This window comes from Gaetbulibacter sp. M235, from assembly GCF_043876835.1.
GTDB lineage: Bacteria > Bacteroidota > Bacteroidia > Flavobacteriales > Flavobacteriaceae > Yeosuana.
On the sequence record NZ_JBAWJZ010000001.1, the window covers coordinates 67,602 to 80,626 of the forward strand.

12 protein-coding genes are annotated in these 13,025 nt (G+C 30.9%); 5 read left to right on the plus strand and 7 right to left on the minus strand.

Features of this window, described 5'->3' with window-relative positions; genetic code table 11:
- From V8G69_RS00280 to V8G69_RS00305, 6 genes are all read right to left on the minus strand, one after another.
- The gene (locus V8G69_RS00280; RefSeq protein ID WP_394879655.1) at window positions 1-1,104 is read right to left on the minus strand and encodes a hypothetical protein; all 1,104 of its coding nucleotides are present in this window, start codon (window positions 1,102-1,104) and stop codon (window positions 1-3) included.
- 36 nt (window positions 1,105-1,140) lie between these two features.
- Complete coding sequence (locus tag V8G69_RS00285) at window positions 1,141-1,509, minus strand: response regulator transcription factor (protein ID WP_394879656.1); 369 nt, start codon at window positions 1,507-1,509, stop codon at window positions 1,141-1,143.
- Complete coding sequence (locus V8G69_RS00290) at window positions 1,502-1,936, minus strand: hypothetical protein (protein ID WP_394879657.1); 435 nt, start codon at window positions 1,934-1,936, stop codon at window positions 1,502-1,504. Before V8G69_RS00290 ends, V8G69_RS00285 begins: the two co-directional genes overlap by 8 nt.
- Before the next feature lie 196 nt (window positions 1,937-2,132).
- Window positions 2,133-2,276, minus strand: coding sequence for a DUF5679 domain-containing protein (locus V8G69_RS00295; protein WP_157804943.1), 144 nt, complete (start codon window positions 2,274-2,276; stop codon window positions 2,133-2,135).
- Between the two features lie 213 nt (window positions 2,277-2,489).
- Window positions 2,490-3,884 carry a hypothetical protein gene (locus tag V8G69_RS00300; RefSeq protein ID WP_394879658.1) on the minus strand — a complete coding sequence of 465 codons (1,395 nt, stop codon included), beginning with the start codon at window positions 3,882-3,884 and terminating at the stop codon, window positions 2,490-2,492.
- A 5-nt stretch (window positions 3,885-3,889) separates the two neighbouring features.
- On the minus strand, window positions 3,890-4,627 hold the full coding sequence (locus V8G69_RS00305; RefSeq protein ID WP_394879659.1) for a beta-ketoacyl-ACP reductase: 738 nt from the start codon (window positions 4,625-4,627) through the stop codon (window positions 3,890-3,892).
- 416 nt (window positions 4,628-5,043) lie between these two features.
- Here V8G69_RS00305 and V8G69_RS00310 point away from each other — a divergent pair, with 416 nt between their 5' ends.
- The 5 genes from V8G69_RS00310 (at window position 5,044) to V8G69_RS00330 (ending at window position 12,492) form a co-directional block, all read left to right on the plus strand.
- Window positions 5,044-6,546 carry a sodium:solute symporter gene (locus tag V8G69_RS00310; protein ID WP_394879660.1) on the plus strand — a complete coding sequence of 501 codons (1,503 nt, stop codon included), beginning with the start codon at window positions 5,044-5,046 and terminating at the stop codon, window positions 6,544-6,546.
- Between the two features lie 73 nt (window positions 6,547-6,619).
- On the plus strand, window positions 6,620-7,495 hold the full coding sequence (locus V8G69_RS00315; RefSeq protein WP_394879661.1) for an alpha/beta fold hydrolase: 876 nt from the start codon (window positions 6,620-6,622) through the stop codon (window positions 7,493-7,495).
- Window positions 7,496-7,520: 25 nt separating this feature from the next.
- Window positions 7,521-9,971, plus strand: a complete 2,451-nt coding sequence (locus tag V8G69_RS00320) for a TonB-dependent receptor domain-containing protein (RefSeq protein ID WP_394879662.1) — start codon at window positions 7,521-7,523, stop codon at window positions 9,969-9,971.
- 31 nt (window positions 9,972-10,002) lie between these two features.
- Complete coding sequence (locus V8G69_RS00325; RefSeq protein ID WP_394879664.1) at window positions 10,003-10,989, plus strand: 3-oxoacyl-ACP synthase III family protein; 987 nt, start codon at window positions 10,003-10,005, stop codon at window positions 10,987-10,989.
- Window positions 10,990-10,998: 9 nt separating this feature from the next.
- The gene (locus tag V8G69_RS00330) at window positions 10,999-12,492 is read left to right on the plus strand and encodes an AMP-binding protein (protein WP_394879665.1); all 1,494 of its coding nucleotides are present in this window, start codon (window positions 10,999-11,001) and stop codon (window positions 12,490-12,492) included.
- A gap of 59 nt (window positions 12,493-12,551) precedes the next feature.
- Here V8G69_RS00330 and V8G69_RS00335 read toward each other — a convergent pair whose 3' ends face one another.
- Window positions 12,552-12,926 carry a hypothetical protein gene (locus V8G69_RS00335; RefSeq protein ID WP_394879666.1) on the minus strand — a complete coding sequence of 125 codons (375 nt, stop codon included), beginning with the start codon at window positions 12,924-12,926 and terminating at the stop codon, window positions 12,552-12,554.
- Window positions 12,927-13,025: the final 99 nt, after the last annotated feature.

Consider the following 13,025-nt stretch of genomic DNA (forward strand, 5'->3'; position numbering starts at 1 on the left):
TTATAAGACGTTTATCGATTTAATCATTGCGGGACTTTTCTCTTCTTCAGACAATTTTGTTAGTCCCATATATTTATCAATATTAATTTCTTTTAATATTTTAAGTGCTAATAATTGAATTTCAAAATTCTTATGAAATAAGTGAGCTTCCACAAAAGGTTCGTCGTCTGGCACTACTAATTTCTCCAATAATTCAAAGAAGCTAATTTGCTCTTCTAAACTCAAATTTCTAAAATTAGCCTTAAGCATTTCTTTGGCTTCTATACCGTATAAATGTGACAATACATCAATGGCATTTACCCTTACTTCTTTATTTGCATGAGACAACAATTCCATTAAGGTTCCTTTAACTTCAAACTGATTATATATTTGTGCCAGTTTAAGTGCGAACAACACAACAGAATCGTTTTTTGATTTTAACCATGGGCGGATATCACATATTTCTTGATTATCAAACTTTTGTAATGTTTCCAGTAACTGTATTTGAATCCATTCGGAAAGAATTGTCTTCAACTCATCTAAAAAAGAAAGTCCCTCAAATAGAAATAAATTAACCATATAAATATGGGTTTCATTTCTCACCTCACTCCTAGGATGATTGATAAATGGTGCTATCTTATGGCTTGCTTCATCTATTCCAAAACGCCTTAATTCTCCAATTCCTTTAGCTATAACATTCCATTTTTTACTCTTTAGTCTCTCAAAAGCATAATTAACAAGACCTATTTCATTATAAAATATTTTAATGGAGTCAGACATTTCACCAGAAACTTCATTCATTAACTCATATAAAACCGAAACAATTATTTTTCGTCTTGCTTTCGTTTTTATGGAGGCTTTTAATTGATTTATGATTTCATTTTGTGGATTTGTTAATGTTTCCGTTTCATCACCTGAGTATAAATATTGCACCAAAAGTGCTTCATATTCTCTTTTAAACTTTATGTCCTCTGTGTGTTTACTCCTTAAGGTTAAGCGAATTAATTTAAGGTATATAATGAGTATAAGTATAATAGAACTTAATACACCTATTAAAACCCATACTAATTTAATTAGCAATGGAAAACTATTGTAATACTCATAGATATTCTGGTAATCAATCATTGGGGCAAAATTAATTTCAGATTAAAATTTGTTCAGTTACATATTCAATAATCGTTTTACTCGTATAACCAACTCATTAGGACTAAAGGGTTTTCCCATAAAATCATTGGCTCCTAAATTAAAAGCCTTCAGCACCATTTCTTCTTGTCCTGCCGAAGAAAATACAATAATTGGTGTTTTTAATTCTAACTTATTTCTAACATGACTGATCACTTCAAGCCCACTTATAAAAGGCATCATTACATCGGTTAAAATCAAATCCGGTATTTGATTTTCAATAAGCTCGACAGCTTCTTTACCGTCGGTGGCCATAAACAACTCATAACCGTCCTTTTCAAGCCTAAACTTCAACAGTAATGAAAGGGTGGTATTATCTTCAGCTAAGACAATTTTCTTTTTACTCATCAGTCATTAATTTAAGTTCAGTTATTAATTCATTTTTTACTTCTTCTAAAATCAATATAGCATAATCAACAAGGCAATCAACCGTTTCTAAATTAACCTCATTTCTAAAATTAAGATCTAATTCTAAAATGGTTTTCTCTAAACTTGAAATTCCAAACATGAAAATGTTTGGCTTTATTTTGTGAGTGGCTTGAAACAAAGCTTGCCAATTTTTATGTGGTAACTCTTTATTTAAAATGGAAGTATATTCATCAATAAGCTCGATAAACAGCCCCATAATTTCCTTTAAAATGGATTCATCACCAAAAGTATCCTCTTTTAAAGATTGCAAATTGACGTACTGATAATTTACTTCATTCATGCAGCAGTATCCTTGATTTAATTTCAAAAGTGCTGCAATATAATAAAAATTATCGTTTAAATGCATGTTTTATAGATAAAATGCATGTTTACTTTTTTTTTGTATTCTTTTTCTTATTTTTATTTAATTATATTTATTATCCTAATAAAACAAAAAGACCGTTCTCTTTTTCTTATAAAGAAAAAGAGAACGGTCTTTTAATTTACTAAAGAATAATAAGCTAAAGCTTATCAATACTTTTTATAATGTATTCAATTTTAAACTAAGACTTTCCAAGAATTCTGAACATGCCCGTACCACATGTTGGGCATTTACCCTTCATGGCTTTTCTACCATTTTTCATGGTTACTTCAGCAGCATCCTTAATTTCTTTTTTGTCTTTACATTTTACGCAATATCCTTCCATAATTTTTTATCTTTTAGGTTTGGTTAAACTTTATGGTTATAAATATATGTTTTATTTTAAGTGACAGCAAATAAAAATATAATAAATCGACATAAATCAAAGCTAATTTCTTTAATTCAATCATTTTGAGGAAGATTTCCAATAAATATTGAACTATAAAAAGGTTTATGTTTTATTTTTAAAAAAGAAAAAGGAAGTTTTATGGTTGCTTTTTTATACCAATTTAACCACAGCATCTTCAATTAACGACATAATCTTTCCAGACGGTTTTATATTATAGGTATTAGACAGACTTTCTATTTCCCTTTTAATTGAGCTTGAAAATTTAAATTGACTTATGTTTCCTTCCTTAAAGTTTACTAAAGCCAAAAACCATTTAAAATATGGAAAAGTAATATAGTTTTTAAGAGAGCTGCTTTCCTTTTCAATCAGATTATAACGTTTAATAATTCTTTTAACTTTTGAATATTCCCTTAAATGAAGTAAAGATTCCAGATACGTCCTGAAAAATTTATTCCAATTATGCTCAATAATATCTTTTTCGTGTAATGCCAATTGATTTTCAGCAAATTGCTTGGCGTTATTATATTGACTATTATCTATATAGCATTTCATAAGAGATGAAATGTATAGCGTACGATTAAACTTATTCGACATTTGTCTGGCAAATGGCAATGCTTCTTTAAGCAGAATTAAAGCTCTTTTAGGTTCGCCCAACTTTAAAAGGTTAAAACAATAATTACTTAAATACATCACATAATCATGTCCTTGATCACTTATAGAAAGTTTACCATAATATAAAGCAAAATCGTATTTATGAAGTTTCATAAGTATTAACTGCTTGTTTCCATAATAGTTCAGCAGCAATTTTCTTGAATAATATGTTCCATCGATTAAATATTCTTCAAGATCCTTATAATATGAAAGCACTTCTTCTAAAAGCGAATTTTCTGTTAATGAAATGTATGAAAGAAGAATGAGAGCCTGGTACCTGTTATATCCATCAAGACTTTTATCGGCATATAAACGTCTTAGCCAGTTTAACCACTTCATGGAGTTTAAAGAAGTTTTATTAGTGTGATAATCTGTCACAATATCTGAAGCAGATTGTGTCATCCTGTTACTTACTTCTTTACACCTTATATAATCGTCGTGATATTGATGGATAAATTGGTTGATTAATTCATAATCATTAAGCCTTACTCTAACCAATAAAAAAACGAGATAGTTTTTAACTACCTCGTAGAATCTTATAAAATGGTAATGATGTGCAGAGTAATGTTTTATTAACGACAACAATTCATTTTCTTCTTCTGAAGAAATAGTGTCTGTCTTTATTCTATTGTCGTAATAATTGAGCCTTTTATAATAACTATCAGTACAATATGAATCCAATTTTGACTGCATCCAATTCATGAGATGGGAATATTTTCGTTTATTTATTCCTTCGTCAAAATCTTTATTCTCTTCTTGGTTTAAAGTGTTGTGATAAATTCGTTTAAAAACATCGATCCTATCGTCATCCTGAAATTGGTTTAATTGATTTAATAATTCAACTTCGTGTGGTAAAAGGGATTCGGTATATTTTATAAACTTCTTTAATTTCATTTTATTTACATCACTAAACCTCCGTCAACGCTAAGTACGGTACCATTAACATAGCTTGCTTCTTCTGAAGTTAAAAACAAATAAGCATTTGCTATGTCTTCTGGTTTTCCTAATCTGCCAAGCGGCGTTTTGCTTTCTAAGTCTTTTATTACTTTTTCTGGGATTGTGTTTACCATTTCTGTTGCTATAAAGCCTGGAGCTACTGCATTCACGTTTATTCCTTTTCTTCCCAACTCACGAGCCCAAACTTTGGTCATGCCTATTACTCCAGATTTTGTTGCCACATAATTTGTTTGTCCAAAATTTCCATACAAACCAACAATAGATGCCGCATTAACAATACTACCACTACCTTGCTCTACCATAACTTTTGAAACCAATTGAGTACAATTAAAAACACCTGTAAGATTAACATCAATAACGCTTTGCCATTGTTCATCAGTCATTTTACTAAGTGTTGAATCTCTTGTAATTCCCGCATTATTAATTAGAATATCAATTCTTTTATGCTTTTCAACAATACTTTCTACAACCAAACTAACATTGTTTTTATTAGTCGTGTCTACTTTATAAAAAGAAATTGATTCACCTTTATACTCTTCAAGCAAATTCTTTCCAGCTATTTCATCAATATCCCAACAGATAACTGTGGCTCCATGATTTAGAAAAGTTTTTACTGTTGCCTTACCTATTCCTTTAGCGCCACCTGTAATGATTGCGACTTTATTGGCTAATCTGTTCATACTTTGATTTTTTATCTTTTATCAAAGCTATTGTTAATTAAACGAACTAAAGTTAATAAAATTAAATCTAATACTATTGACTTTTTATATTTAAATATTAATAATATATTGATTTACTATACTTTACATAAATATTATAATATATTGACTAAATAATATGTAATTCATATTTTTTATCCTAAAATGTTTAAATAAGAAAATTTAAAGTAAAATTTTCATAAAAAAACAATTTTTTAGTATCTGAATTAGGAGTTTTAAAAAAATTAAACAAAAAAGTCAACATCAAAATATTTCAATTAAATTTAATTCTTAGACATTGTTTGTTTTAATATTGATTTATGGGCTTTTCATAAAATTGGTATTAATATTTACAAATACTCACTTTTATAACACTAATATTATCAACTAACAAATTAATGACAGACATTTATAACATTATTACTTTTCTAAGTTTAATACTCTTCATTTCTATTCTATTTTATTTATCCCTTAAGTCAAGGGTAAAAGAAAATAACATTGAAGTTTATGCTGTAGGAAACAAATCATTTTCTTCTTTGTCTGTAAGCTTGTCTTTAGCAGCTTCTTTAACAAGTGCAGCTACCTTTATTATAAATCCAGGTTTTATTTCATTATATGGTTTAAGTGCTTATTTAGCTTTTGGTATTGTAATGCCAACGGCGATTTTCTTTGCTTTAGTAATCTTTATAAAAAGATTTAGAAGGTACGGCATGAATGTTAAATCTATTTCAATAGCAGATTGGCTCGGTAAACGTTACGACTCTAAATTCTTAAAACTGTTTTTTGGTTTTCTAAGCATTCTGTTAATTACGTTTATTGTTCTTATCTGTGTTGGGATTACTAAAGTGATATCAAAAGCTCTAGATGTAAATGAATTGATCGTATTAATTTCATTAGTAGTAATCGTGTTTTCATACATGATGATTGGTGGAGCTAACGCCATGGTTTACACCAATTCTATTCAAGCAATCTTAATGGTGGTAGTTGCATTAATACTTATCTGGTCTGGATCAGAATACTTAATTAATAATGATATTGGTTTTTTTGAAAGATTAAAAAGCATTGATCCTCAACTTATAAAACCTTTCAATGATAAAAGTCCGCTTTTCAGAGACTTCTTTGAAGTGTTTATTTGTAATGCTATTGTAGGTATCGCAATAGTTTGTCAACCCCATATTTTAACAAAATCACTGTTAATCAAAAAAGAAGAGCAAGTAAATAGATTTTTAATTTACACAATACTTATTTTAATATTATTCTTCTCGGTTGTTTTTACCGGTTTTTATGCGAGATTGGGTTTTCCTGACCTCATGTTTAATGGAGTTCCTTTAAAAATGGATGGGATCATGTCTGCCTATGTTGTACAAAGATTTCCTATTTATATGGGCATACTAGTTATTTTAGGCTTATTCGCGGCCGGACTTTCAACATTAGAAGGATTAATTCAATCAATTCCAACAACTATCACAAACGATTTAATTGTTCCTATTTTAAATAAAATCAATCCAAAAAATTATAAGATAATTAAGATTAACATGGCCTTGACTGTATTGGTTGCAATTATTTCCATTATACTATCACATCAACAATTAGTAAGTCCAAGTTTAAGTGTTGGTATTTTTGCCCAAAATGGAGTTTACGCATTTTTTTCAGCAGCTTTTGTTCCAGTTTTCTTTGGCATTTTTACTTCAACACAAAACAAATGGATCCCTATTACAGCTTCAATTGTAGCTGTACTTACTCACTTTAGTGTTTACTATTTAGAATTAACACCTTATATGCAAAATACAAATGTTAAAAACCCAGCTATAGCTTCTGCTTTAGCACTTATTGTTTCTACTACTGTTGGTCTCATTATTTATCTAATAAAACCTTTAAAAAATGAAGTGGTTACAAATTAATAACTCAACACAATTTAAGACACAGTATAAAACACGACTCTTGTGTCTTATCTTATTGATTACATTTTCGGCTATGGCACAAGACATTAAATCTGAATTTATTTCACTTCCAAACAATAATATAGAATTACATTATTTGGCTAGTGAAAATCAAAAAAACAATCAAGCTATAGTTCTGGTTCATGGTTTAGGAAGTTACTCAAAAGCATACTTAAAGAATATTAATGAGTTAGCTAAGCATGCTAATGTGTTTGCTATAGATTTACCTGGTTTTGGAGAATCTGGATTAGGAGGATTCATCCCAGGAATGAAAAACTATGCATCTGTAATTAGTCAATTTGCAATAGAAAAAAAACTTAAAAATGTCATTTTAGTTGGGCATTCCATGGGAGGACAAATTGTAGCAACCTTAGCAATAAATGAAAACCCTAAATGGCTAAAAAGCGTTATATTACTTTCTCCTGCAGGAATAGAAACATTTTCTGATAGTGACAAAACTTGGTTTTCTTCAGTAATAACAAATGATTTGTATTTGAATCTCACAAACGAACAAATCAAACAAAATTTCAACGTTAACTTTTACGGCGCACAATTACCTGAAGACGCAAATTTCATGCTTGAAGACAGGTTGCTTATCAAAGAAAATGAAGATAAATACAAACAATACTGCAATACAATTGTTACATGCATACATGCCATGCTTAACGAACCAATCTACGATAAAATATCATCGATCAATGTTTCTGTACAGGTAATATTTGGTCAAAATGATTTACTTATTCCAAATAAAATACTCCATCCAAATCCCACACTTACTGACCTTACCGACAAACTAAAAAATGATTATCCAAAAGTAGAAATCACTCTACTAGACAAGTCTGGCCACTTTATACAATGGGACAAAAGTGAGGCTATAAATACTATTATTATCAACGAAATTAAAAATTAACTAACTAATTAACACATTCTAAACTATGAAACATTTTATTACCTCGATGCTAATGTTCTTGGGCATTTTTACATTAAATGCACAAAACGGTTTTTTAACTGGAAAAATTACAGATAATGAGGGCGAACCTCTTTCTGGAGCCAGTGTATATGTTGCTGAAAACGGAATTGGTACAACAACTGATTTAGATGGTACTTATAAACTGGAATTACCAGTTGGAAATCACGCAGTAAAAATATCCTATGTTGGATATAGCCCTAGCTCTCAATCGGTAACTATTACAGAAGGAGAAACAACTCTAAACGTTTCTTTAGAACCAGGTGTTTCATTAGGTGAAGTGATGATTGTATCAGGTTCTAAAAAAGCTGAAAAAATAACAGATTCACCATCCACAGTTATTGCTATAAGCCCTAAAGAAATAGAAGAGTATGCAGGAAATCCAGCTGAACTTTTATCCCGAAAAAAAGGAGTGGACTACTTTAGAGCTGGAATTGCAACACCAGCATTCAATATCAGAGGGTTTAACTCAAACTTTAACTCAAAAAACTTACAAGTTGTTGACGACAGACTTTCGTCTCTTATCGCCACTGGTTTACCAATGGGTCCATTAACTACCGCAATCAAGGAAGATATTGAACAAATGGAAGTTATTTTAGGTCCTAATGCAACTCTTTACGGACCTAATGCTCACAACGGATTGATCAACACCATTACAAAAGACCCTCGTAAATACCAAGGAACTACAATAGCAACTAACTTAGGTGTTAATAGCGATGGCAAAGGTTTCTATTCTGGCAGAATTCGTTTTGCCAAAAAATTAAATGAAAAATGGGCAGTCAAAGCTACTGGCGAATATACTCGAGCAACCGAATTTAAGTATGCGGACTCTGTATATATCGATAGAAAAGATGCCAATGGCAACCCTGGAACCGATGGTGTAAAAGAAGGTTATGAAGAATTTCAATTAGACAATAAAGTGGAATTTTTTAAAACTGAAGTTAGCGCTTATTTTTCACCAAAAGCTGGTAATGATTTAATTGCAACTTACGGTCACAGTAACAGCACTTATTTATCTCCTACTAACGTTGGTAGAAACCAAATCGTTGATTGGAGAATTAGCTTCTTCCAACTTAAATATAAAACCAAGCATTTCTTTGCTCAAACTTACTATACAACAAGTAAAACAGACGACACTTACTCTATTGATGAGAGAACAAAACAATATTACAGAGGAATTGATGCAGGCATGACACCTGAAGAAGCGGCAGGAGAATTCTCTTATGCAAGTGCTGCTAGATTTGAAGACAACTCTAAAAGGTGGAATGCAGAAGCACAATACAACAATACATTTGGTAAATTAGGATTTGTAACCGGTGTGCAATGGCAGTTAGATAAAGCAAACAGTAACGGAAGTTATCTACTTGATAATAATGGTTATATCAACCTAAATCAAATAGGCGGTTATGCTCATTTAACATACGATTTGGGCAAAGGTTTTGAAGTACTTGGAGCTGCCAGAGTAGATAATCATGAAATATATGGAACTAACATTATTCCAAAATTTGGTTTATTGAAAAAAACTGATTCGGGAACTTATAGATTTACTTACGGACAAGGAATTGCTTCACCAACCATTCTTAACTTATATGGCAATCTATTTTCTGGCTTAATTTTAGGTAATGCCGAAGGATTTACTCTTGTAGACGGCACAAAAGTAAAATCACAAGATGTTGAAAAGGTAAATTCTTTTGAAGTTGGTTATCGCGGAAATCTATCTAAAAGCCTATACGCAGATGTCAATGCTTACTACAACATTAACAAAAACTTTTTAAGTCCAGTAACCGTTATTGGTGTAGCTACTGAAAGAGGAGACACTCCAATATCTGAAGTACAAAGTGGTTATGCCTTTTACCATGGGTTAGTTGCTACTTATATCAATTTTGGAAAAGTGAACACTTATGGTACAGACATTAGTTTAACCTACAATTTTTCTCCAAAAGTAAGTATGACAGCAAACTATTCATATTTTGACTATTCGTTTGATGAAGACAATACCGAAAACGACTTTAATAAAGATGGTAAAGTTAACTTTTTAGATTTTCTTGTTAATGCGCCAAAAAACAAAGGAGGCTTGGGAATTAACTATGGAGGAACCCGTTTCTTCGGATCAATTTTTAGCAGATGGGTACAAGAATATAATTATTTTTCAAGCTACCAAATTGCATCAGAAACCTTGCCAGGATACACTTATCGCGGTTTACCAATTGTAGAAAACACTCGTAGTGGAGATTCATGGAATTACGGTCCTTTAGGTGGATTTGTAACTTTCGATTTAAACTTTGGCTATAAAGTAAATGATACACTTACACTATCATTTGCTGCCACAAACTTATTCAACACAGAAATGAGAGAATTCACAGCTTCTCCACCAACAGGAGCTTTATATCTATTAGAAGCAAAAATTCATTTAGATTAAGTTAAAAAATATTGAACTAAAAACATATCGCATGACAAATGCAAAGATAATTTCCTCGGGGATGTATGTCCCCGAGACTATAATACCTAACTCATATTTCAACGAATTATTAGGTGAAGATGTTGACACGTGGTTAAGAGAAAACGTTCAGATTTTTAACAGGCGATGGTGCAATGAAAATGAATCTACTGTTGATTTATGTGAAAAAGCTGCTAATGAAGCATTAAAAAATGCCGGATTAAAAGCAGAAGATATAGACTTGTTAATAGTTGCTACCGATACACCTGAATACATTTCGCCTTCAACAGCTTCTGTTTTACAACATAGAATTGGAACAATCAATTCCGGTACTTTCGACTTAAATTCGGCTTGTGCAGGTTTTGTAACAGCTACAGAAACGGCGACTCATTTTATCCGTAGTGGAGGCATTAAAAACGCATTGGTTATTGGTGCCTATGGAATGAGCAAATACTTAAATAAAGCAGACAAAAAAACGGTAACTTTATTTGCAGATGGTGCTGGAGCTGTAGTTCTTACTGCCACCAACGAAAAAAACAAAGGACATCAAGCAGGTAAATTAATTTCGAAAGGTCAATATGCCGAATGGATGGGAATTTATGCAGGAGGAACCAAATACCCTTTAAATGAAACGGTTCTTAAAAACAATGATCATAAACTGAAATTTGTTAAAAAATTTCCTCCAGAACTGAACCCTCAAATGTGGAGCAGCCTTAGCATTGAACTTGCTAAACAAATGAAAATGGATATTGTTGAAGTAGATCAGTTTTTAATGACACAAATTAACATTAATGCTATTCATGAGACCCTAAAAATATTAGAAGTAGATAAAAACAAAGCTCATACAATCATGCATCAATATGGATATACTGGTTCTGCATGCATTCCTATAGCTTTTCATGAAGCCTGGGCGCAAAATAAAATAAAAGAAGGAGATACACTTTTCTTTATAGGCTCTGGTGGAGGTCTTGCTTTTGCAGCTAATTCTTTTATATTGTAACTTTAACTTATGATGATTAATACTTTTGACTGGTTTAAAAAATGGGCTGATTATGATTCAGAGAAAATAGCGATTAAGGATGCTTCTTGTGGTGAAAAACTAACTTACAAGTATATAAATGAAAAGGCTAATACTTTGGTTTATCATTTAAAAAATAAATTTCAGCTACAAAAAGGAGATAGAATTGGTATAATTTCTGAAAATAATATAGAACAGATATTTCTTTTTGCTGCTGCTCAAAAAGGGGGTTTTATTTTGGTTCCAATCAACTACAGATTGGCTCCTGAAGAAGTTGATTATATGCTTAACGATTCAACTCCAAAAGTAATTTATTGTCATGGCTTAAGTTTTGATATTAGTACTCTAAGCTATAAAACTTTTTATGAACCTATAGAATCATTAAAACAGTTACAAGAAAATTCAAAACCAGGGTTTTCAGAAAATCTTAATGAAGAAGACCCTATTTTCATCCTTTATACAAGTGGAACAACCGGGTTTCCAAAAGGGGCAATATACACTCATAAAATGTTATTTTGGAATAGCATAAACACGTCTTTAAGCTTAATAATAACCAATAATACAGTAACTCTTAATTGCATGCCTTTGTTTCATACCGGGGGATGGAACGTGTTATTAACTCCTGTATTACATCATGGAGGCACTTTAATTTTATTTAAAAAATTCGACCCAAAAGAAACACTGAATTGTATTATAGAGGAAAAATTAAATCTTTTCATGGCTGTACCAACCATGTTGAAAATGATGGTTGAGTTACCCGAATTTCTTGAAGCAAATATTAGTTGCCTAAATTATATTATTGTCGGCGGAGAAAGCATGCCTTTAAATCTAATAAAGTTATTCCATAACAAAGGAGTTCCCATACGTCAAGGTTATGGTCTCACTGAAGTGGGACCAAATCTTACGTCACTTCATCAAAATGACGCAGAAAGAAAACAAGGTTCCATTGGAAAGCCAAACTTTTATGTAAAGATTAAAGTGGTTGATGAAAAAGGAAAAAATTCAGCAACAAATGAGACTGGAGAGCTATTAATTTCCGGGCCAATGGTAACACCTGGTTATTGGAAAAACATTGAAGCAACAAATGAGTCTAAAGATGGAGAATGGTTTAAAACCGGTGATGTTGCTAGATTAGACGAAGAAGGATATTTATATATTGTTGACAGAAAAAAGAATATTTATATAAGTGGCGGAGAAAATGTTTATCCAGTTGAAGTAGAGCGAGTTTTACGACAACATGAAGATGTTAAAGACGCTGTAGTATTTGGTATTCCTCACGAAAAATGGGGAGAATGTGGAGTAGCCATCATCGTTAAGAAATCCCAAATTACCGAACAAGAGTTGTTAGACTTCTGTAAAAATAAATTAGCAAAGTTTAAAATACCTTCTAAAATTATTTTCATTGAAGATATTCCAAAGAATGATACTGGAAAAATAAACAGAAAAAAATTAAAAGAAGATTACATGATTAATTTGAGTATTTAAAACTCACTTTTAAAAACACTTTTCAAATGCAAATCAACTTGCAAAAATTTTTTTATAAATTATTCTGCCATTTTTTGTGCAACCCATTTTTTAAATAAAGCAACTTCTTCTTCTGTTAGCGCAGGTTTTTTATTTCTAAAAGGCATAAATTTTTCATCAGTTGCAGGTAACTGAACACGAGTTAAAATATCTTCAATATTATTCTTAACAGCATCATAAGTGTTTAACCATTTCTTTTTACCATTTTCAGGAAAATGGCATGGAGAACAACTTCTTTCTATAATTGGGGCTATATTCTTAATATAAGATATTACTATTTCTTTACTATTGGTTGTTACGGCTTTTGAAGATTTACAAAACTGAAACATGGAAGAGACTAAGACTAATAACAAAAAAGCTAGGGCTTTTTTTAAAATTGAAGATTTAAATTTCATAACGATTGGTTTAAATTACATTTTGCTCAATACAATATTAACAAAAACTAACCTAAACAAAAAAGCATCCAATATTCTATGAAGAAAATTTGAATTGTT

Excerpts from the sequence above, each read along its gene's own strand:
- V8G69_RS00280 (WP_394879655.1), bottom strand. The coding sequence starts at position 1,104 with ATGATTGATTACCAGAATATCTATGAGTATTACAATAGTTTTCCATTG.
- V8G69_RS00285 (WP_394879656.1), bottom strand. The coding sequence starts at position 1,509 with ATGAGTAAAAAGAAAATTGTCTTAGCTGAAGATAATACCACCCTTTCA.
- V8G69_RS00290 (WP_394879657.1), bottom strand. The coding sequence starts at position 1,936 with ATGCATTTAAACGATAATTTTTATTATATTGCAGCACTTTTGAAATTA.
- V8G69_RS00295 (WP_157804943.1), bottom strand. The coding sequence starts at position 2,276 with ATGGAAGGATATTGCGTAAAATGTAAAGACAAAAAAGAAATTAAGGAT.
- V8G69_RS00300 (WP_394879658.1), bottom strand. The coding sequence starts at position 3,884 with ATGAAATTAAAGAAGTTTATAAAATATACCGAATCCCTTTTACCACAC.
- V8G69_RS00305 (WP_394879659.1), bottom strand. The coding sequence starts at position 4,627 with ATGAACAGATTAGCCAATAAAGTCGCAATCATTACAGGTGGCGCTAAA.
- V8G69_RS00310 (WP_394879660.1), top strand. The coding sequence starts at position 5,044 with ATGACAGACATTTATAACATTATTACTTTTCTAAGTTTAATACTCTTC.
- V8G69_RS00315 (WP_394879661.1), top strand. The coding sequence starts at position 6,620 with ATGGCACAAGACATTAAATCTGAATTTATTTCACTTCCAAACAATAAT.
- V8G69_RS00320 (WP_394879662.1), top strand. The coding sequence starts at position 7,521 with ATGAAACATTTTATTACCTCGATGCTAATGTTCTTGGGCATTTTTACA.
- V8G69_RS00325 (WP_394879664.1), top strand. The coding sequence starts at position 10,003 with ATGACAAATGCAAAGATAATTTCCTCGGGGATGTATGTCCCCGAGACT.
- V8G69_RS00330 (WP_394879665.1), top strand. The coding sequence starts at position 10,999 with ATGATGATTAATACTTTTGACTGGTTTAAAAAATGGGCTGATTATGAT.
- V8G69_RS00335 (WP_394879666.1), bottom strand. The coding sequence starts at position 12,926 with ATGAAATTTAAATCTTCAATTTTAAAAAAAGCCCTAGCTTTTTTGTTA.